This window comes from Streptomyces sp. CNB091, assembly GCF_000377965.1.
The window spans coordinates 23,984-44,349 of sequence record NZ_KB898996.1 but is presented as its reverse complement, the minus strand read 5'-3'; the positions used below and the strand labels follow the sequence as shown (position 1 = coordinate 44,349).

At 73.2% G+C, this 20,366-nt stretch carries 18 protein-coding genes and 1 pseudogene; 10 read left to right on the top strand and 9 right to left on the bottom strand.

The window, feature by feature from the left end; translation table 11 throughout:
* The first annotated feature begins 22 nt into the window (after positions 1-22).
* The gene (locus D581_RS0113785; protein WP_018957797.1) at positions 23-1,735 is read left to right on the top strand and encodes an ABC transporter transmembrane domain-containing protein; all 1,713 of its coding nucleotides are present in this window, start codon (positions 23-25) and stop codon (positions 1,733-1,735) included.
* A complete protein-coding gene (locus D581_RS0113780) occupies positions 1,732-3,477 on the top strand; it encodes an ABC transporter ATP-binding protein (RefSeq protein ID WP_018957796.1) in 1,746 nt (581 codons plus the stop codon). The genes D581_RS0113785 and D581_RS0113780 overlap by 4 nt, the downstream gene beginning before the upstream one ends.
* Before the next feature lie 132 nt (positions 3,478-3,609).
* Here the strand turns inward: D581_RS0113780 and D581_RS0113775 are convergent, their stop codons facing one another.
* The 3 genes from D581_RS0113775 to D581_RS01000000137175 all read right to left on the bottom strand — a co-directional run bounded on the left by D581_RS0113775 (position 3,610) and on the right by D581_RS01000000137175 (position 9,257).
* Entirely contained in the window at positions 3,610-4,236 is a 627-nt protein-coding gene (locus D581_RS0113775) for a TetR/AcrR family transcriptional regulator (protein WP_026290493.1), read from the bottom strand.
* Positions 4,237-4,473: 237 nt separating this feature from the next.
* Positions 4,474-6,252 carry a S8 family serine peptidase gene (locus tag D581_RS0113770; RefSeq protein ID WP_018957794.1) on the bottom strand — a complete coding sequence of 593 codons (1,779 nt, stop codon included), beginning with the start codon at positions 6,250-6,252 and terminating at the stop codon, positions 4,474-4,476.
* A gap of 203 nt (positions 6,253-6,455) precedes the next feature.
* Positions 6,456-9,257: a helix-turn-helix transcriptional regulator gene (locus D581_RS01000000137175; protein WP_106434393.1), complete on the bottom strand. Its 2,802-nt coding sequence runs from the start codon at positions 9,255-9,257 to the stop codon at positions 6,456-6,458.
* A 186-nt stretch (positions 9,258-9,443) separates the two neighbouring features.
* Between D581_RS01000000137175 and D581_RS0113760 the strand changes: the two genes are divergently transcribed.
* A complete protein-coding gene (locus D581_RS0113760) occupies positions 9,444-9,902 on the top strand; it encodes a Rieske (2Fe-2S) protein (RefSeq protein ID WP_018957792.1) in 459 nt (152 codons plus the stop codon).
* Here D581_RS0113760 and D581_RS0113755 read toward each other — a convergent pair.
* A complete protein-coding gene (locus D581_RS0113755) occupies positions 9,889-10,569 on the bottom strand; it encodes a cysteine hydrolase family protein (RefSeq protein ID WP_018957791.1) in 681 nt (226 codons plus the stop codon). The two genes, D581_RS0113760 and D581_RS0113755, sit on opposite strands and share 14 nt — an antisense overlap.
* A 173-nt stretch (positions 10,570-10,742) precedes the next feature.
* On the opposite strand from D581_RS0113755, the gene D581_RS0113750 reads away from it, so the two are divergent.
* Entirely contained in the window at positions 10,743-11,213 is a 471-nt protein-coding gene (locus tag D581_RS0113750) for a pyridoxamine 5'-phosphate oxidase family protein (protein ID WP_018957790.1), read from the top strand.
* 38 nt (positions 11,214-11,251) lie between these two features.
* Here the strand turns inward: D581_RS0113750 and D581_RS0113745 are convergent, their stop codons facing one another.
* Positions 11,252-12,178: a LysR family transcriptional regulator gene (locus tag D581_RS0113745; protein WP_018957789.1), complete on the bottom strand. Its 927-nt coding sequence runs from the start codon at positions 12,176-12,178 to the stop codon at positions 11,252-11,254.
* Between the two features lie 74 nt (positions 12,179-12,252).
* Between D581_RS0113745 and D581_RS0113740 the strand changes: the two genes are divergently transcribed.
* Positions 12,253-13,407 carry an EamA family transporter gene (locus D581_RS0113740; RefSeq protein WP_026290492.1) on the top strand — a complete coding sequence of 385 codons (1,155 nt, stop codon included), beginning with the start codon at positions 12,253-12,255 and terminating at the stop codon, positions 13,405-13,407.
* On the opposite strand, the gene D581_RS0113735 is transcribed toward D581_RS0113740, so the two are convergent.
* Complete coding sequence (locus D581_RS0113735; RefSeq protein WP_026290491.1) at positions 13,394-14,725, bottom strand: aminotransferase class I/II-fold pyridoxal phosphate-dependent enzyme; 1,332 nt, start codon at positions 14,723-14,725, stop codon at positions 13,394-13,396. The genes D581_RS0113740 and D581_RS0113735 overlap by 14 nt on opposite strands.
* A gap of 35 nt (positions 14,726-14,760) precedes the next feature.
* Between D581_RS0113735 and D581_RS0113730 the strand changes: the two genes are divergently transcribed.
* Positions 14,761-15,456, top strand: a complete 696-nt coding sequence (locus D581_RS0113730) for a pyridoxamine 5'-phosphate oxidase family protein (protein WP_018957786.1) — start codon at positions 14,761-14,763, stop codon at positions 15,454-15,456.
* 88 nt (positions 15,457-15,544) lie between these two features.
* Here the strand turns inward: D581_RS0113730 and D581_RS0113725 are convergent, their stop codons facing one another.
* From D581_RS0113725 to D581_RS0113715, 3 genes are all read right to left on the bottom strand, one after another.
* Positions 15,545-16,504 (bottom strand): DMT family transporter, encoded by a 960-nt coding sequence (locus D581_RS0113725; RefSeq protein WP_026290490.1) that lies wholly within the window; start codon positions 16,502-16,504, stop codon positions 15,545-15,547.
* A 159-nt stretch (positions 16,505-16,663) separates the two neighbouring features.
* Positions 16,664-17,695, bottom strand: a complete 1,032-nt coding sequence (locus D581_RS0113720; protein WP_018957784.1) for an EamA family transporter — start codon at positions 17,693-17,695, stop codon at positions 16,664-16,666.
* Between the two features lie 114 nt (positions 17,696-17,809).
* Positions 17,810-18,352 (bottom strand): peptidase, encoded by a 543-nt coding sequence (locus D581_RS0113715; protein ID WP_026290489.1) that lies wholly within the window; start codon positions 18,350-18,352, stop codon positions 17,810-17,812.
* A gap of 244 nt (positions 18,353-18,596) precedes the next feature.
* Between D581_RS0113715 and D581_RS0113710 the strand changes: the two genes are divergently transcribed.
* The 4 genes and pseudogenes from D581_RS0113710 to D581_RS0113695 all read left to right on the top strand — a co-directional run bounded on the left by D581_RS0113710 (position 18,597) and on the right by D581_RS0113695 (position 20,363).
* Positions 18,597-18,809, top strand: coding sequence for a hypothetical protein (locus D581_RS0113710; RefSeq protein WP_018957782.1), 213 nt, complete (start codon positions 18,597-18,599; stop codon positions 18,807-18,809).
* Between the two features lie 62 nt (positions 18,810-18,871).
* A complete protein-coding gene (locus D581_RS0113705; protein WP_018957781.1) occupies positions 18,872-19,303 on the top strand; it encodes a type II toxin-antitoxin system Rv0910 family toxin in 432 nt (143 codons plus the stop codon).
* A 55-nt stretch (positions 19,304-19,358) separates the two neighbouring features.
* Positions 19,359-19,697 (top strand): annotated as a pseudogene (locus D581_RS0113700) (pyridoxal-phosphate dependent enzyme); the annotation flags it as partial.
* Between the two features lie 279 nt (positions 19,698-19,976).
* A complete protein-coding gene (locus D581_RS0113695) occupies positions 19,977-20,363 on the top strand; it encodes an RNHCP domain-containing protein (RefSeq protein WP_018957779.1) in 387 nt (128 codons plus the stop codon).
* Positions 20,364-20,366 lie beyond the last annotated feature (3 nt).

The window sequence follows — 20,366 nt, the reverse complement described above, 5'->3', positions numbered from 1 at the left end:
GCTAGCCGGGCCCGGCGCGTTAATGCGTCTGCTCGCCCCGATCCGCAACCATCTCGTCATCTGTGCGGTGCTCTCGTGCCTGAGCGCGGCGGCGGGGATCGTGCCCTACATCGCCGTGGCCGAGATCGCGCGGGTCATGCTCGACGACCCCACTCCGTCGCACACCGCCATCTGGACCTGGGTCGGCATCGGGGCCGCGGGGGCGGGCCTCTGGCTCGTGCTGTTCGTGCAGTCCGCCCGGGTGGGGCACTACGCGGACGCGAAGATCCTGCACGACGTACGGGTGCGGATCGTGAAGCATCTCGGCAGGCTGCCGCTGGGCTGGTTCCGCTCGGCCGGCTCGGGCAAGGTCAAGCGGGCGATGACCGGTGACCTGGAGGAGATGCACGAGGTCATCGCGCACGCACTGGGACAGCTGATCGGGGCGACCACCGTGACGGCCGTCGCAACTGGCTATCTGCTCTTCGTCGACGTGCGCATGGCCTTCGTCGTGCTGGGTGTGCTCCTGCTGATGGGCGTCTTCTTCCGCATCTCGATGCGCTCCATGACGAGCCATATGAACCGACTGGTCGCCGCCGACGCCCGCATCAGCGCCGCCAGTGTCGAGTACGCCGACGGGATCCAGGTGGTCAAGACGTTCGGCACCGGGGGCCGTGTCCTGCGCCGCTACGACGACGCCGTGGACGAGCACACCCAGGCGTTCGCGGCCTGGGTCGCCGAGGTACGCCACAGCTCCGCGGTCTCGCGGCTGTTCGGCTCGGAGATGGCCGTCCTCACCGCCGTGGCGGCCGTGGGTCTGTTCCTCGTCGACCGCGGGTCGCTCGGCGTCGCGGACCTGGTGACGTTCCTGGTCGTCGCCATCGGGCTGCCCAACTCCATCCTGCCCGCCGTCACCGCCGCCCAAGGCGTGCGCAAGGGCCGGATGGGCGCGTCCAACATCGAGCAGCTGCTGTCGCGCACACCGCTGCCCGAGCCCGAGACTCCGCTGACGCCCGACGGTCACGGCGTCGAGTTCGACCGGGTCTCCTTCTCGTACGACGGGGTGACCAACGCGGTCGAGAACATCAGCGCCGTCTGTCCGCCGGGCGGGGTGACCGCCATCGTGGGCCCGTCGGGAGCCGGCAAGTCGACCCTGGCCGGCCTGCTGCCCCGCTTCCACGAGGTGTCGGAGGGGGGGGCGATCAGGGTCGGCGGGGTGGACGTGCGCTCGATCCCGTCCGCGAAACTGCTGGCGTCGATGTCGCTGGTCTTCCAGGACGTCGCCCTGCTGCGGGACAGCGTGTCGGAGAACATCCGCATCGGCCGCCCCGGCGCGAGCGACGCCGAGGTCCGCGCGGCAGCGGAGGCCGCGCACATCCACGAGGTGATCGCGGGCCTGCCCGACGGGTACGACACGCTGCTCGACTCGGGCGGCGGCAGTCTGTCCGGCGGTGAACGCCAGCGGCTGACGATCGCGCGGGCGATCCTGTCCGGAGCGCCGATCGTCGTCCTCGACGAGGCGACGGCCGCGTTGGACGCCGACAGCGAATCCGCGGTCCAGGAGGCGCTGTCCAACCTGGCGGTGGGCAAGACGGTGATCGTGATCGCCCACCGGCTGCACACCATCGCGGGCGCGGCCCAGATCCTCGTGCTCGACAACGGACGGCTCGTCGAACAGGGCCGCCACGACGAACTGCTCGCCCGGGACGGGCTGTACGCCCGGCTGTGGGCGGCACAGGAAGGAGTGCTCGCGTGATCCGCCGCCTGTACCGACTCTGGCCGAATCCGAAGCTGCTGGCCCGCCTGTGGCTGCTCACCGCGGCGCAGGCGGTCCTTCAGGGTCTGCTGCTCGCTCTGCTCATCCCGATTCTGGACGCGGTCGTGCGGCCCGAACCGGACGTCGGCGCCGCCACCCCGTGGTTGGTGCTCAGCGGGATCGGCGCGGCGCTGTACGCGGCATTGAGCATCATCGCCACCCCGGTGGGCTTCGCGGCGGCGGGCGCGCTCGCGGCGCAACTGCGCCGACGGCTGATGCACCATGTGAGCACGCTGACGCTGGGCTGGTTCACCGCCGAGCACAAGGCCCGGCTCGCGCGCGGCGTGACCGCGGACGTCGGCAGCGCCGCCCATCTGGCCGTCACCATCGGCGGGCCCGTGATCACCTCGACGCTGCTGCCCGCGACGGTCGTCGTCGTGACGTTCACGGTCGACTGGCGGATGGCGCTGCTGCTGTGCGCGATCGCGCTGGTCGCCTACCTGGCCCTGCAGCGGGCCGCGCGCATCGCCGAGATCACCGAGAGCGAGCTGGAGCAGGCGGCGGCCGGGGTGGCCAGTCGGGCGATCGAGCTGGGCCAGGCCCAGCCGGTGCTGCGCGCCGCGGGCCACGCCGAGGGCACGCCCCGGATGCGCGCCGCGCTGGAGGACCATCGCGAGACCTACCGCGACGGCATGCGCCGTGCGCGGCAGCCGTTCTTCGTCTACACCGGCGTGATCATGGCCGGGTTCGTCGCGGTGCTCGCCCTGACCGCCGAGCTGATGCTCAGTGGACGCATCGAGGTCGCCACGGCGATCGTGCTGCTCGTGCTCGCCGCCCGCTTCCTGGAGCCGCTCGGCAATCTCATCGACCTCATCGGCGCGCTGCGGGCGTTGCGGAACCAGATCGGGCGCATCGAGGAGCTGCTGTCCACTCCGGCTCTGCCGGTTCCGGCCGAGCCGGTACGTCTGATCGCCGAGGCCGACGTCGAGCTCAGGGACGTCACCTTCACCTACCCGGGCGGCGACACCCCCGCTCTGAAGAACGTGACCCTGCGCTGCCGACCGGGCACCACCACCGCCCTGGTCGGGCCGTCGGGGTCCGGGAAGACGACGGCGACCCGGCTCATCGCCCGGTTCTTCGACGTCGACTCGGGCCAGGTGCGCGTGGGCGGCGTCGATGTGCGCGAACTCGACCCGAGCACCCTGCTCGACGAGATCGCCATCGTCTTCCAGGACGTCTACCTGTTCGACGACACCATCGAGGACAACCTGCGCCTGGCACGCCCGGACGCGACCTGGAACGAGTTGCGGGAGGCCGCCGCCGCGGCACGGCTCGACGAGGTGATCGAGCGGCTTCCCGCCGGCTGGCAGACCCGGGTGGGCGAGGGTGGCGCGCAGTTGTCGGGCGGCGAACGCCAGCGCGTCGCGATCGCCCGGGCGATGCTCAAGCGGGCGCGGATCGTCCTGGTGGACGAGGCCAGCTCCGCCCTCGACCCGGAGAACGAGGCCGCGGTCACGCGGGCCATCGCCAACCTCGGCGACGACCCGGACCGCACGGTGATCGTGATCGCCCATCGTCCCGCCACCCTGGCCACCGCGGACCACGTGGTCTCGCTCGACGACGGCCGGGTCGTGGAGGCCGGCACCAGGGACGAACTGCTGCGCGCCGGTGGGGCGTTCTCACGGCTGAGCTCACAGTACGAGCGGGCCCGTCACTGGCGCATCGCCCCGGTGAGCGGCTGACCGGCGACACGTGACGGATCCCCGGGGAACAACCCACCGGCCGCCCGTCGCCCGAACCGCACCGCTGCCGTCGCCCCCCGCACCGGGGGGCGACGGCAGCGTAGGTCGGTTCGCGGTGCTCGGACCCGGTGCTCAGACCTCGGCGCGCAGGTAGCGGTGGGCGAGGTCGGTGATGTCGGCGATGAGCCCCTCGGCCAGGCGGTCGATGTCCTCGGCCTCGTGATGCAGCAGCGCGTGGGTGCCGCCGTACCAGGCGCTGTAGATCAAGAGCGCCGCCATGGCGGGGTCCGGGGCGTCCGCGGGCGGGTCGGGGCGCTCGGAGATGAGCTGCCGGAACGCTTCGACGTGCGCGTTCGTGGGACTGACCTCGATCTCCGTCGACGCGTTGATCGGGGTGTGGCCGTACAGCACATCGTGCAGCTCGGCATGTTCCAGGTAGACGCGGACCGCGTCACTGAGCCAGGCGTCCACGCGTCCGACCCAGTCGTCGGCGGGAAGGCTCCGCACCGCCGCGTTCTGCCGCTCGACCAGCCGATCGATGAAGCGGGCCTGTACCGCGAGCATGATCTCGCGCTTGGAGCTGAAGTACAGGTAGAAGGTGCCGATCGCGATTCCCGCGCCCTCAGCGATCTCATCGATCCGGGCAGCGTCGATGCCCCGCTCGACGAACACCCTCTCGGCCGAGTCCAAAAGGTCGGCACGCCGCTCCTCCGCGGGTTTGGTTCGCGGGCGTCCAGGGGTGATACGGCGCACACTCATTTCACGGAGTCTACGTGTTCGACGGCGGTTACAGGCCACTGGGGCCCGGCCCGCGACGGCCGGCAGCCCAACGGCCGGCCCGGGTTTCCGCGCGAGCCGGACCGCGGTCCGCGCCGGCTCGGACGCCGGAGGGAACCTCGGCCTTCTCGGGGGGACCTCCGGCGTACGGCGGAGCCGCGGCGGGCCCGGGAGACTTCCGGGCCCGCCGCGGCTCGCGGCTTTGCGTGCGTACGGCTGTCAGCCCGCGAAGCAGAGCGGCTGGCCGCCGGTGAAAGCGAAGCAGGAGACCTGGCGGGAGGTCGTGCCGGTGCGGCCGCCCCGGTCCGTGACGGTCAGCTGCACGGTGTAGGTGCGCTGGGCGGACGGGTAGCGGTGGGCGACGGTGGCGCCGGAGCCGGTCGTGCCGTCGCCGAACTTCCAGGCGTACGAGGCGATGTCACCGTCCGGGTCGCTGGAGGCGGAGGCGTCGAAGGAGCAGTCGCCGTACCAGCACGAGAGGGTGAAGGAGGCGGACGGGGCCTGGCCGGGCGAGGGCTCGGTGGTGCCGGCGGTGACCTGCTTGGTCAGGGTGCCGCTCTCGCCGCTGTCGTCGGTGACGGTGAGCTTGACGGCGTAGGTGCCGGCCTTGGTGTAGGTGTGGGACGGCTTCGCGCCCTCGCCCTCGCTTCCGTCGCCGAAGTCCCAGGCGTAGGAGGCGATGTCACCGTCCGGGTCGGTGGAGCCGGAAGCGTCGAAGGTGCAGGCCGGGGTGGTGGTGGAGCACTGGGCGGTGAACGTGGCGACCGGCTTGCCGGGTTCGGACGGGCCGCCGCCGAGGTCGGTGACGTCCAGCAGCCTGTTCGGGGAGGAGGAGCCGGGGTTGGTGACGACGCCGGAGAGGGCGTTGTTCACCAGGGCGTCCCGTACCTGCTGCGGGGTGGCGTCGGGGTGGGCGGAGAGGTGGATCGCCGCCGCGCCCGCGGCGTGCGGGGTGGCCATCGACGTACCGCTCATGGTCTGGGTGCCGCCGCCCATGCGCGTGGAGACGATGGAGCCTCCGGGGGCGAACAGATCCAGGCAGCGGCCGTAGTTGGAGAAGCTGGAGCGGCCGTCGTTACTGTCGGTGGAGCCGAGGGTGATGGCGGCGGGCAGCCGTGCGGGGCTGGTGCTGCAGGCGTCCCGGTTGTCGTTGCCGGCGGCGACCGCGACCGGGATGCCGGCGTTGATCGCACCCTGGACCGCGTCGTCCATGGCCCGGTCGACGCCGCCGCCGAGCGACAGGTTGGCGACGGCCGGCTTCTGGGCGTTCCGGACGACCCAGTCCATGCCCGCGACGATCTGCGAAGTCGATCCGGTGCCCTGGCAGTTGAGTACCCGGACGCCGACGAGCTTCGCCTTCTTGGCGACGCCGTAGCTCTTGCCGCCGACCGTGCCGGCGACGTGAGTGCCGTGTCCCTGGCAGTCGGCGGAGTCGGCGTCGTTGTCGATGAAGTCGTACCCCGAGGACGCCCGGCCCTCGAAGTCGGTGTGCTGGCGGTAGAGGCCCGTGTCCACGATGTACGCGGTCACGCCCTCGCCCTCGTTGGGGTAGGCGTACGAGGCGTCCTTGACGCCGTCGACCCGATCCAGGCCCCAGGAGGGCGGGTTGGGCTGGGCCCCGGTGGCCCGGACCTCGGCGTCGGCCTGGACGTAGCGGACGCCGGGCTCCGCCGCCAGCTTCTTCGCCTGGGCGGCGGTCGCCTTCAGCGCGAAGCCCTTGAAGGCGGTGGAGTACACGGTGCGCACCGTGCCACCGTGCTCCGCGACCAGGTCGGCGGCGGCCGTGCCCGCGGCGATCGAGGGCGCGTCGTCGAGGGCCACGATGTACCGGCCGGGTATGGCCTCGGCCCGGTCCGCGCCGAGGACGCGGCCCTCGGCGGGCGGGGCCGGGGCGGTCGCCCCGTGGGCGGGGGCGGTTCCGGCGAGTCCGAGCGCCATGGCCGCGGCGGCCGCGGTACACAGTGCGCCGACGAGGCGCGGTCTGCTGGTTGTGCGCATGATCTGGTTGCTCCCTTGGCTCCGTGTGATGGGGAACCGTGCCGGGCCGCCGAGAGTTGGGGAGGGCGGCCCGGCACGGGTGACACAGGAGCCGCCGCTCCGGGCTGGGGCGTGGGGCAGGGTGTGTGCCCGGTGCGACGACGGGGGCAACTCTCCGGTCCGGCCCGGGCCGGAACAATCCGTACGGCACTGCGTAGCGCCACCTATTCAATGGCCCCCGTACGCCCGGAATCATCCGGGCCGCCTTCCGGGTGGGTCTCCCGCACCTCCCCGCGGGCGGAGACGTTCAGCTTCCGGAGCACCTTCGCGACGTGCTGTTCCACGGTGCGCGGCGACAGGAACAACACGTCGGCGATCTCCCGGTTGGTGTGTCCCGTCGCCACCAGGCGGGCGACGTCCCGTTCGCGCGGGGACAGTTCGTTGCCGTATCCCCTGCGCCCCCGCCGGGGCCCGGGCGGAGCTCCCGCGCCCCGCTCCCGCAGGGCGCTGCGGCAGCGCGCGGCGTCCCGTACGGCACCCAGCGCCTCGAAGCGCGCGGCGACCTCACGCAGTCGCTCCACCTCTCCTTCGGCGGCCCGCTCCGCGCACAGCGCCGCCGGATACGGGGCCGGGAGCGCCGCGTACTGTTCGGCGGCCCGGGAGTGGTCGCCCCGGCAGGCGGCGAGCGCGGCGCGCGCGGCGGGCACGTCCAGGTCACCGAGCCCGGCGGTGAACTCGGCGAGCACGGCATGCGCTTCGGGGGCGCGGCCCGCCCGGCGGTACGCCGTCAGCGCCGCCGGAACCAGCTCCGCGGCCCAGACCCAGACGCCCTTGCGGCGGACCCGGTCCAGCGCCCGCACGGCTTCCGCGCACGCCTCGTCGCTCTCGCCCCGCTCCAGCCGTATCCGTACGGCGGCGGCCGACGCGGCGGCGAGTACGGGCGCCGGGGCGTTGACGGGGTCCCCGAGCGCCGCCGCGTCCAGATTCTCCAGCGCCGCGTCCCACTCGCCGTGGGTCTCGGCGAGCAGCCCGAGGACGAGGTGGGCGTCGGACGCGATGCCCGAGACGCCGGGCGCGTCGGCCAGGACCGTACGGGCCCGGTCGGCGAGGCCGCGCCAGGCGCCGCGCGTCCAGGCCATGCGCAGGGCGGTGCCCTCGATGATGCCGCTGAGGAAGGGCGCTCCGGCCGCTTCCGCCAGTCGCACCCCCTCGTCCCGGAAGCGTTCGGCGTCGGCGGACCGGCCCACCCAGGCGAAGGCGTCAGCCGCGTTGGCGCACATCCGGGCCAGTTCGACCCGCTCGGCCGCGTTCCGCCCGTCGGCGAGGAGCTTCTCGGCTTCCCCGCGCACCGCCTCGCCGTCGCCGAGGCAGACCCGCAGCGTCAGATGGTTGCCCCGCACCGCGATCCGCAGCGCGCGGTCACCGTGCCGGGCGGCGAGCTCCTCGGCCCGTTCGGCCCAGTGCGCGTGGACGGCGACGGGGTGCTCACCCCAGACCGGCATGGCGAGGCCCGCCATGGCGCGGGCGGCCAGCTCGGGGCGTGTCCGCAGCTCGTCCACGGCCAGCTCGGTGTCCAGGCGGCCCTGTTCGTGCCGGCCCGCCTGGTTGTTGAGCAGCAGCCCCAGGTTGAGCCGGATCTCCCCCCGTACGGCGTCCGGCAGTTCGGCCGAGTTGGCCGAGGAGACGACGCGGCGCAGCAGCCGGCTGGAACGCCGGTGGGCCAGTCCGAAGAGGGCCGCCCGGCTGAGGCGCACCGCGAGCCGTGCCCGGTCCGCCTCCGGGAGGAGGGGGTCGTCCAGGACTCCCTCGTAGAGCTCGACGGCGAGCGCCGCGTCACCGAGCTTCCGGGCGGATTCGGCGGCCTGTTCGGCGTACGTGCGCCAGGCGTTCAGGTCGCCCGCCTGGCGAGTGTGGTGGGCGAGCTGGACCAGTGGCGGGGGGTCCTGGGCGGCGAGCACGGCGGTGGCGCGTCGGTGGAGCCGTCGTCGGTCCGGCCTCAGAAGCCCCTCGTAGACCGCTTGTTCGGCCAGACCGTGCCGGAACCCGTAGCGGTCCTCCCCGCAGTCGTGGAGCACGCCCGCGCGCAGGGCCTCGCGCAGGGCGTCGGCCGCCTCTTCGCCGTGCTGGTCCGCCACCGCGCCGATCAGCTCCTCGGCGGCGGGCACCCTCAGTACGGCGGCGGCGTGCACGGCGGCCGCCGCCGGCTCCGAGAGGCCCGCCACCCGCTCGGCCATGGCGTCGCGCAGGAGGAGGGGCACCGCCCCCTGGGAACCGTCGAGTTCGTCCGGTTCCTCCAGGACGAACTCGAGGACGAAGGGGATGCCGGCCGTGCGTTCGTGCAGCCGGCGCGCCACGACGGCGGGGACGTCACGGCCGGTCAGCGCCGCCGTGAGGGTCCTGACTCCGGCGACGTCGAGCGGGCTCAGCGGGAGGACCACCGAGGTGACGCCCGGCGGGTGCCGATATGCCCGGCCCAGCGGCAGGGCCCCGCTCCTGAGGTCCTCGCGGCGGTAGCTGAGGACGGTGGACAGGCCCGGCGGCGGGTCGTCGGCCAGGAAGCGGAGGAGATCCCGGGTGCCGTCGTCGGCCCAGTGCAGATCCTCCACGACGAGGACCACCGGGGACACCGCCGCGAGCAGAGCGCGCACAGCCCGGAAGAGACGGTGGGCCGCCGCCTGCGGATCGAGCAACGGGGCCGGTTCGGCGGGAAGTTGACCGGCGAGTTCGGGAAGGTAGGGGCGCAGGGCTCCGCAGACCGGGTTGAGCCGCTCGGGGACCGCGCCCTCCAGGGTGCGCAGGACGTCGAAGACGGGACCGTACGGGAAGGGCTCGCGCAGCGGCGGGCAGGCCCCGGCGAGAACCCGGGTGCCGGGCGGGCGGCCGGGGCCGGGCACCGGGTGTCCGACGGCCTCCCGGATCAGCCGGGTCTTTCCGACGCCCGCCTCCCCCTCGATCAGGGCGACCGACGGCGGGTGGGCCATCGCGTCGAGCAGGGCGTGCAGTTCTCCGGTCCGTCCGACCAGCACCAATGCGGACTCCCCTGATGGCGGCGGCAGATGACGGCGAAACTACCCCCGGCCGACGGGGCCGTCCAGCGGCATCCCGACATCGCGGGATCCCGGCGTGAACACCGTGTCCCCGGGGCACGTACCCCTGACCGAAGTGACCGAGCCGGGAAGACCGACAGGAAGACCGACGAAGGGAATGCCGCGATGAGCGCGACGCAGGAACACCGGAGCCTCCTCGGACGCCGCACGGTCGTCGCCGCGGCGGGAGCGGCCGGAGCGGCCGCCGCCCTCACCGCGTGCGGCGGATCGGACGGTTCGGGGGGTTCGGGAGGTTCGGACGCGGTCGAGCAGCCCGGGAGCGGCGGCGGGAAGGGTGGAGAGGTGCTCGCCGCGACCGCGGACATCCCGGAGGGCGGCGGGGTGGTCTTCGCCGCGCAGAAGGTCGTGGTGACCCAGCCGCAGCCGGGCGAGTTCAAGGCGTTCTCGTCCACGTGCACCCATCAGGGCTGCGCGGTCAAGGACGTCTCGGACGGCACGATCACGTGCCCCTGTCACGACTCCACGTTCGACGCCGCCACGGGCAGCCCGACCGGCGGGCCCGCCACACGACCGCTGCCCGCCCGTGAGATCAACGTCGAGGGCGACTCGATCAGGCTGGCATAGCCGCTCCCTGCCCCGCCCCCTGCCTGCGCGGTCGCTTCCAGCCGCCGAGTACGGCGTCCGTGGTGGTGACGGTGGCGACGAGGGCGAGCGTGTTGCGGACCATCGCGGGGGTGTACTCGGCGGGCACCCCCGCGATGGCGTCGGCCGGGACGACGGCCGTGTAGCCGAGGTTGACCGCGTCGAAGACGGCGTTGGGGACAGCGATGTTGGCCGATACGCCGGTGACGACGAGCGTCCGGCAGCCGAGGTTGCGCAGCAGCGGGTCGACGTCGGTGCCGGCCAGCGGCGAGAGGCCGTGCAGCCGACGGACGACGAGGTCCTCGTCGGCCACCTCGATGGGGGCCGCGACCCGGACGGCGGTGCTGCCGGTGTGCTGCTGGACGGGCAGCCGGGCGACGGCGCGGAAGAGCCGGGCGTTGTGGTTGCCGCCACGGCCGTCGGGTCGGCTCTCGGCGACCGCGTGCATCACCTGGACCCCGCTCCCGTGGGCGGCGGCGACGAGGCGGGCGATGTTGTCGAGCGCGCCCGACGAGCGGGCTGCGGCGGCGAGTTCGGGCAGGGCGCTGTCCGGTCCCACGACGCCCTGCTGGCACTCGACGGTCAGCAGAACGGTGGTGGCGGGATCGAGCAGTTCGGTGAGCCGCTCCTGTGATGACCTCGACGGCACGGGCGCTTCCCTCCTTCTCTGTGACCGGCGCCCGGGAGGACGGGCTCCCGTGGACGGACTTCCGTGGACGGACTTCCGCGGACGGGCCGGGCGCGTGAGAGTAGCGGCCATTGCGTCACGAAGGAAGAGTGTCCATGATTCCTGACGTACAGTCAGATACCAGGAGGGCGACCATGACCGACACCCAGCGACGAGGCCGCCGGATCATGATGACGCCCTTGGAGCGTGACGCCTATCTCGGCGAACAGCGCATCTGCCGGGTGGCGACGCTCGGCCCCGACGGCGCCCCGCACGTCGGGGCCCTGTGGTTCGTCTGGGACGGCGACTCCCTCTGGCTGTACTCCATCACGCGCAGCCTGCGCTGGTCCCAGCTGCGCGGGGACGCCAGGATCGCCGTGGTCGTGGACGACGGCGGGGGGTACGAGGAGCTGCGCGGCGTGGAGCTCACCGGTCGGGCGGAGTTCGTCGGCGAGGCGCCCCGCACGGGCGAGCCCTGCCCCGAACTCGTCGAGCCGGAGCGGTTGTTCCCCGTGAAGTACTTCGGCGTGACGGAGATGCCGCACGACGGACGGCACGCCTGGCTGCGGCTCACCCCGGAGACGATCACCTCCTGGGACTTCCGCAAGCTCGCCGATCTCGCCTGAGCTCCCGCCCGCGACCCCAACGCCCCCATGGCCGGGGCTCACCCACCGTCCGCCGCCCCACCCACCCCCACACCTGCCCCCGCCGCCCGCAGCGCCTTCACCGCGGCGCGGACCGACGGCCGACGGTCCGCGTCCTTGCGCCAGACCACGTGGACGTGCCGCCGCATGGTCTGCCGCACCGGCACCAGTCGCACGCCTTCGGGGACCGGGCCGCGCCCCAGCCGAGGAGCCACGCAGACACCGAACCCGGCCGCGATCAGCGCGAGTTGTGTGTGGTGCTCACCCGCCAGATGGGCGATGCGAGGCTCGATGCCACGGGAGCGCAGCGTGAACATCAGCCACTCGTAACAGAATTCACCCTCGGGCCAGGACACCCACGGGTCGTCCGCGAAGTCCTCCAGCTCCACCTCGTCACGGTCCGCCAGCGGATGCCCGGCCGGCATGGCGATGTCCGGCGCGTCGTCGAGGAGTTCGGCCTTGGCCAGACCGCCGGGCACGGGCAGCCGCTTGTTGCTCCAGTCGAGCACGACGGCCAGGTCGACGTCTCCGCGGAGCACCGCGCGCAGGCCCTGTTCGGGCTCCAGCTCCCGGGTACGGACGGCGAGATCGGGGTGGTCCGCGCGCAGGGCGGTGAGCATCGCGGGGAACAGCCCGCGAGCCGCCGTCGGGAAAGCGCAGATCCGCACCTCGCCGACGACCTCGCCGCGCTGCGCCTCGATGTCGGACTGGGCCAGCTCCACCTGCGACAGGATCCGCGCGGCGTGGTCCGCGAGCAGCCGGCCGGCGTCGGTGAGCCGGACGCCTCGGCCGTATCTGGCGAGCAGCCGCTGCCCGACCTCACGCTCCAGCTTCGCAAGTTGCTGCGAGACCGCCGACGTCGTGACGTGCAGCCCGTCGGCCGCCCCGCTCACCGAGCCGTGCCGGGCGAGGGCGTCCAGCGTGCGCAGCCGCTCCAGGTTCAACATGTAAGCAATGCTACGCGAACGAGCACAGAAAGATTCACTTGTCCTACGACGTCATCTTCGTCAGGGTTGACCTCATGAGCGCTCCCTGCGAGCCGGGGGCCACGGCCCCGGCGTCAGCACCTCCCCCGCAGCCTCCCCCGCCACCTCCTGCGCCCGCCCCGACCGCGCCCGCCGTGCGGCGCCCCGCCCTCGACTGGCGGATCCGGTTCGCGGGGCTCTCGCTCATCTGGGGGTTCAGCTTTCTGCTGATCAAGGTCGGGACCGAGGGCTACGCCCCGTTCCAGGTCACCTTCGGTCGGCTGCTGGCCGGTACGGCGGTGCTGGTGGTCGCCATGGCGATGCGCCGGGAGCGCCTTCCGCGCTCCGCCCGGACCTGGGGGCACCTCACGGTCGCGGCGCTCCTCCTCAACGCACTGCCGTTCTCGCTCTTCTCCTACGCGGAGCTGACGATCCCCTCGACGCTGGCCGGGATCTGCAACGCGACCTCGCCGCTGTGGGGCATGGCGCTCTCGGTGATCGCCCTGTCGGAGGACCGCCCGACCCGCCGCCGGGTGGGCGGTCTCGGCGTCGGCTTCCTCGGCGTCCTCACGGTGCTGGGCGCCTGGCAGGGCTTCCCCGGCCTGGACCTGCCGGGTACGGGCATGGCGCTGCTCGCCTCGTTCTGCTATCCGGTCGGCTGGATCTACGTACGCCGCACCCTGGCCGGGACCGGGTCGTCGACGCTGGCGCTGACGGGCAGCCAGCTCTTCCTCGGTACGTTGCAACTGGCTGTGGTGACTCCGCTGTTCACCTCGGCACCGACGTCCTTTCCGCTGCTCCCGACGGTCTCGGTGCTTGCCCTGGGCGCGCTGGGCACGGGCCTCGCCGTCCTGCTCCAGTACGGCCTGGTCCAGGAGGTCGGTCCGACGACGGCCCAGATGGTCACGTACTTCATCCCGGTGATCGCGACGGCGGCAGGCGTCGCGCTGCTCGGCGAGCAGCTGAGCTGGAACACCCCGGTCGGGGCGCTGATCGTCCTCGTCGGGGCGGCCCTCACCCAGAGCCGGGCCCGCCCGGTCGCCCCACCGGAGCCCGCGGAAGCTGTCGTCGGCGCCCCACCGGAGCCCGCGGAAGCTCTCGTCGGCGCCCCACCGGAGCCCGCGGAAGCTGTCGTCGCCGCCCCACCGGAGCCCGCGGCGGACCGGGCGGTGCCGCCGGACGTGGACGCCGCCGGTCTCAGCCGTAGCTGACCGGCCGGGCGGGACCCGCGGCCGCGGCCACCGCGTCCGCCAGGGGGCCGATGTCCGCCGCGGTCAGCGGGGAGACGGTGAGCCGCACCCCCTGGGGGGTGTCCAGCCGGAAGCGCGCGCCGGGGGCCGCCGCCCAGCCCGCGTGGAGCAGCCGGGCGACGGCCCCGGTCTCGTCGCTCACGGGCACCCACACGTTCATACCGCTGCGGCCCCGGGCGCTCACGCCGCGCTCCGCCAGCGCATGGATGAGCGCGTCCCGGCGGTCCCCGTAGGAGCGGGAGACCGCACGGGTGTCGACGGCGCCCGAGGTCCACAGCTGGAGCACGGCACGCTGGAGCAGCCGGCTGACCCAGCCGGGCCCGAGCCGCTGCCGCCCCGCCACCCGGTCGACCGTGACGGCGTCCCCGGTGAGCGTGGCCACCCGCAGATCGGGGCCGTACGCCTTGGCCGCCGAACGGATGAACGCCCAGTGGGCCGTCACCCCGGCCAGTGGGTGCAGCGGCAGGTCGACGATGGCGTGTCCGTGGTCGTCCTCGATCAGCAGCACGTCCGGGTGGCGTCCGAGGACCGCGCGCAGCTCCCGGGCGCGCGGCGCGTCCAGGGAGGCGCCGGTCGGGTTCTGCGCCCGGTCGGTGACCACCAGGGCCCGCGCCCCGGCCCGCAGCGCCCGCTCCACATCCGCGGGCAGCGGACCGGAGTCGTCCACGCCGACCGGCACGGCGCGCAGCCCGAGCGCCGGTACGAGGTCGAGCACGCTGCCCCAGCCGGGGTCCTCCACCGCCACGGCGTCACCCGGCTTCAGGTGCGCCGCGAGGACCCGCTCGATCGCGTCCAGCGCTCCGGACGTCACGGCGACCGGCCCGGCGGGCACCCCGTCGGCGTCCAGCACGGCGCGGGCGTACGCGGCGAACTCGGCTACCACCGCGGCCTGCCCGTACAGACCACGGCTCTCCTCGTCGGCCGCGGCGGCCGCGGCGAGCGCCGGCCCGAGGTCGGGCAGCAGCTCCGGATCGGGGTTGCCCTCGCCGAGGTCCCGGACGCCCAGGGGCGCTTCGATCCGCAGCGATCCGCGCGACGTGCTGGCAGGGGCCGGACGCACCCGGCTCCCCCGCCGGCCCGCCGTCTCGATCACGCCGCGCTCGCGCAGGGTCCGGTAGGCGGCGGCCACGGTGTTGGGGTTGACCTCCAGACGCGCGGCCAGCTCCCGCATGGGGGGCAGCACATGGCCCGGCGGAAGGTCTCCGGAGCCGACCCCGCGCTCCACACTGGCGGCGATCTCCGCTGCGCGCCGCCCACTGATCCGATACTCTCCTAGCACAAACAACAGTATGCACTAGTGCAATGGAGTAAGCAATGCAGCACACCGCAACGCCCGACGACACGGGCTCCGGCGTCGCCGCCCCCTACCTGCCCACCGACCGCACGGTCCCCACCCGGTCCAAGGAGCGCGCCTCCTACGACCGCGAGCTGGTCCACTCCATCCTCGACGAGGCCTGCCTCTGTCACCTGGGCTTCGTGCGTGACGGCGCCCCGGTCGTCCTGCCGACCCTCTTCGGCAGGATAGGAGAGCGGCTGTACGTCCACGGCTCCACGGGTTCACGACCGCTGCGGTCGGCCAGGAGCGCCGACCCGGGGCTGCCGGTCTGCCTGACGGTCACCCATGTCGACGCCCTCGTGCTGGCCAGGTCCGCCTTCCACCACTCGATGAACTACCGCTCGGTGGTGGTGCACGGCACGGCAGTGACCGTGACCGACCCCGAGGAGCGTCGGCTCGCCCTGGACGCGATCGTGGACCAGGTCGTGCCCGGCCGCTCCCGCGACTCCCGGCCGGCCGACGCCAAGGAACTCGCCGCGACAGCGGTGATCCGGCTGGACCTGAACGAAGTGTCCGCGAAGGTCCGCACCGGCGGGCCCAACGACGAGCCCGAGGACAGCGCCCTCCCCCACTGGACCGGCATCGTGCCGCTCACCCGGGGCTATGCGGCACCGGTCCCCGCGGACGACATGGATCCGGCCATCGCCGTACCGGAGTACCTGTCCGCACTCTGACGGAGGGCGCGGCGGCGCGCCGGCCGACCGAGGTCGCGGCGGCCCTGGCCGCCGCGACCTGCACCCGCCGCGCCGCCGCGCAGGCTCGTCACACGGCCAGGCCCTCCCTCCGACGGGCCGCCGCCGCGCCGCGCGCCTCCGCGAGGGCCAGTCCGGCCACGGCGGTCAGCAGGAGCAGCGTCCCGAGGACCGTGGCCGTCGTCAGCCGCTCCCGCAGGACGGCCACCGCGATGACGGCCGCGCTCACCGGCTCCAGGAGCATGATCACGGAGACGGTGGCCGATCGGACGGCGGCCGCCCCGGCGAAGTACAGCGCGTAGGCGAGCGCCGTGGGGACCGCGGCCACGTAGACCAGCAGCCACAGCACCTGTCCCGTCTCGGCGGTGTGCGGCACCAGCCCCTCGGCCATGGCCATGGGCAGCAGGCCCACCGCTCCGATGCCGAACGCCCAGGCGCTGGTGGTCAGCGCGTCACCGCCGCCGCCGTCCCGCCCGAGCCAGCGGGTGAGCAGCGTGATGAACGCGTACCCGGAGGCGGACAACAGCGCGAGCAGCACCCCCGCCGGCACGACGTCGCCGCCCTCGCCGCCCAGCACCAGCACGACGAGCCCGGCCAGCGCGCCGGTCACGGCGGCCAGGCCGCCCCGGCCGAGGCGCTCCCCCAGCAGCAGACGCGCCCCGACGGCGATCAGGACGGGCCCGGCCCCGAGCGTGACGACGGTGCCGACGGCAAGGCCGGTGACCTCGACCGCCGCGAAGTACGCGGTCTGGAACATGGTGAGACCGATGCCGGTACCGAGGATCCGGAGCAGCCGACGACGCCGGGGTTCGGCCTTCCGGGGCGTCCGGCGGGGGCGCAGGGCGAGCGCGCCGGCCAGCAGGAGGAGACCGCCCACGCAGCGCCAGAAGGACAGGGCGAGGGGGCCGAGATCGCTGACCCGGAAGATCAGGGACGCGGCCGCGCCCGCGGTGCCCCAGGCGACTCCGGCGACGACCAGATACAGCATGCTCCGCCCGACGGGCAGCGCGGAAGCAACAGGGATGGACATATGACTTCTCCAGAGGAGGACAGGGTGGCAGGTCGCTCGGCTCCGCACGCGGGCAGCGACGAACCGCTCGGGGACTGCCCGAGCCCGGTCTTCGTCAGGAGTGGCCGCCCGCGCTAGGCGGCAGGGGGCGGCAGCACAGTCAGATGCATGGCCGTCACACTAATGCGGGGCCCGGCCGCCGGACAACTCGCCCTCGGCGACGCCGGCCACCGCTCCGGCACCGGCGCCGGAGGCGACGGGACCCGACGGGGGCTTCGGCGCGGCGGACTGGGCGATGAACGCGCCGGTCAGGACCACGAATCCGCCGATGAGCTGCGGTGCGGAGAGGTGCTCGCCGAGCAGCACCCAGGCCAGTCCGGTCGCGATGACCGCTTCGAGGCAGGCGACGACTCCGGCCACCTGGGGCGAGAGCAGCCGGACCGAGACGACCCCGGTGACGTACGCGAGCACGGTGGCGAGCAGCACGATCCAGCCGAGCAGCAGCCAGGCGGGGACCTCGTCGCCGTTCATGCCCGCACTGCCGCCGAGCAGCGACCAGTCCATGCCCCAGGGGCGGGCGACGACGGTGAGGACGGCAGCGCCGACGATCAGTCCGTACGCGATGACCCCGACGGGGTGCGGAGGCTCGGCGTGCTTGCCCTCGCCGTCCCGGCCGTCCTGCCCGCCATGGTCGGAGAGAACGAAGTAGCCGACCTGACAGCAGGCCGCGCCGAGGGCGAGCAACAGGCCGAGCAGGTCGAACTTGAGCCCGGACCAGACCTCGACGACACACGCCAGGCCGCCGACCGCCAGCACCACACCGACCGCGGCGGCCCGGGTGACGGGCCTGCGCTGCACGAAGCGGACCCAGCCGAGGACCAGCGCGGGCGCCAGGTATTCCACCAGGAGCGCCACACCGACCGGGATACGGGAGATGGAGGCGAAGTAGAAGGCCTGGACCCCGGCCACCGCGAACAGGCCGAACCCGGCCAGCAGCGCGGGGCGTTCCCGAACGAGATTCCGGTGCCGCCAGGCGACCGGGAGCATGATGACGGCGGCTCCCGCGACACGCAGCCAGACCACGTGCAGCGGGTCGAGCCCCGCCTCGATCAGCGGCTTGGCCGCCACTCCCGAACCGCCGAAGGCGAAGGCCGAGACCAGTGCGAGGCCCAGCCCGGCACTTCTGCCCTGAAATCCCGAAGACGCTTGCATCGGCACATCATGGCAGCAGTCGACAGCACCGCCATCCCCGTGACACCTGTCGAGATGCCCTCGGCCGCGACCGCGTGCAGGCGGTGAGGTGAGGCATCGCCACCATGGGGCGGCTCAAGCGTGTCGCGCCGCCTCGGCCGTGAGCACGACCACCCGGTCCGCCAGCCACCGCGCGCCCACGCCCCCGCGGGCGAGCACCTCCACCGCACGGCACTCGGCGTCGGCAGCCAGGGCGGCGAGCAGATCGAGGCCGGCGGCGCGCGCTTCGCCGCGGGCCGCCGAACGGTGCAGCGCGCCCTCCATCGCGGCGAGGGCCGAGGGCGACCAGCCGTCGACCGCCGGGTCGCGCACCACCGGAACGGCGCCGGAGTCCTCGACGGAGCCCTGCCAGCGGAGCCCGTAGCCGATGCTGCGCTGGACGAGATAACCGAGGACCTTGGCCAGCTGGGGCCCACCGTCGAAGACCTCGCGGACATCGGGGTCCGTTTCGATCAGCGAATGCAGGAGGTGGGCGGTGTCGATCTGCCGGTCACCGTCGCGCAGCGCGCGCCTGCGCGCACCGTTGAGCACCGATGCCAGTTCCACGGTGAAGCGGGCATCGTTCTCCGCGTGGTTCGGTGCGGGCTGGTCAGGCATGCGCGGCGTCCGGTTTTGCACACCTCTACCCCATCAGTCCCACGGCCGGAAGACATCCCCGGAGCGACCCATTGGGCATCCCACCGAAGTTGGGGACACCGCAGCCGTCCGTCATCCTTGCGGATGAGATCGTGCCGAACGGCACAACCATGACGGCCCGGAGCGCGCGCCGCCTTGCGTCTCACGCCCCCGCGGCAACCGCGGGCCCCCGCGCGCACGTCCCTCACGCCACACGGACGCGGCGGGGGCGGGAGGGGAGGAACGGGTGTTCTGGATGGTCGCGCTGCTCGCCCGGGACGGGCTGGAGTACGTCTACCGCGTGTACGCACCCGACGACGCCCTGCCCGCCGATCTCTTCTGGGCGGCCTTCCACTGCCACGACGAGGGCCCCCACCCCCGCGCTTCGGACAGGTTCGACTCCGCGGTGATCTGGCGGAGCAGACAGCCCCATACAGACCTGACGGCTCATCAGTATTGAATGTTGGCGCGGCCGCCGCTACCTTCCGCGACACCGAAACCGGACGAACCAGGGGTGGTCGCATGGCTGAAGTCAGCGCCGAGGCACGCATCGAGGCGCCCGCCGGGAAGGTCTGGGGCCGCCTGACGGACTTCTCGTCGTACGGGGAGTGGAACGCCACCCACACCAGCTTCCCCCGGGGCGGCCCGGCCGAGCTGGAACTCGCGGCCACCTACGAGGAGAACATGAAGCTCATGGGCTTCCCCGCCGAAGTGATCTGGACGGTCGACGGCCTGGAGGAGGGCCGCCTGCTGGCGACCCGGGGCAAGGGCCCGATGGGGGTCAACCTGGCCATGCGGTACTCCCTGACCCCGGAGGGCGACGCCACGACGATGCGCATCGACGGGGAGTTCACCGGTGCGGCGGTCTCACTGATGGGCGGCAAGCTCAAGGACTCCGCGACGGCGGCGCTCCAGGAGTCACTGCGCAAGCTCGCCGGGCTCGTCACCTCCTGACCACGCCCACGCCCACGCGGCACGCGGCACGCGGCACGCGGCACGATTCCGTGGGACACGCTCGTGGCGCCAACGGCGCGTCGTCACCACCGACTCGACCGACACCATCGCCGACGGCGTCGCCGGCCGGTATCCCGTCCCGGCCGTCCTGGACGACCTCCCCTTGGTCGCCGACGACGCCGTCCTTGTCCGGGAGGCGTCGGTCATCGCCGGTATGAGGATGCTCCTCGACCAGGCCGGCCTCGTCGTCGAGCCGTCGGCCGCGCTCGGCGTCGCGGCGATCCTCGAAGACCGTGACCGCTTCGCCGGCCGGCGTGCGGTTGCGGTGCGGGCAGCCGGTGGTGCGGTGCCCGGAATAATCACTGGCCCCCCGGCCGAGCCGTGGATACGCTGACGGCGTTCCTCGGTCTGTTCTGGGCTTCCGCGCCCTGGAAAAGAGAGATTTTTATGTTCCGGCCCGCGCCGCGCGCGCCTCGCTGCACCGTCTAGCCAGTAGTCCGTCTTTCCGCTGCCCTCCTTCTCGGACGGCGCCCGGACGTGACTCTCCGGTGCACTGAATCAGCCCCTGCCTCCGCCCGCACGCATGTCGCGTCGTACGAGGGGGGCGTCTTCGTCGAGGCCGCTCGGCCTGCTCTTGCTGTCATCACAGACTTCCCAGCAAGGAGCACCCCGGGTGTCCAGCACCAACAGAACTCTCTCCAGCACTCCCCACACCACCCTGAACAGCGCATTCTCCTGCTCGTGGTGCGGCCGGACCGTTTCCGCCGACGACGGTGAAGGCGACGGCGCACGGCGCCATCACTGCCCGTCGTGCCTGCAGAGCCGGCATGTTCTCGACCCCGCCGACGGCGGCTCCAGTGACTGCCGGGGCCGCATGTCGCCGATCGCCGTCGCCGTGCCGCGTACGGGCGGCTGGGTGGTCATCCACCGTTGCGTGCGCTGCGACGAGTTGACCTCCCACCCCACCCGCACGGACGACAACCAGCTCATCCTGATGCGGTTGGCCGTCCGGCCACTGGCACAACCTCCCTTTCCGCTCGAAGCGTTCGGCGACCTCTGAACC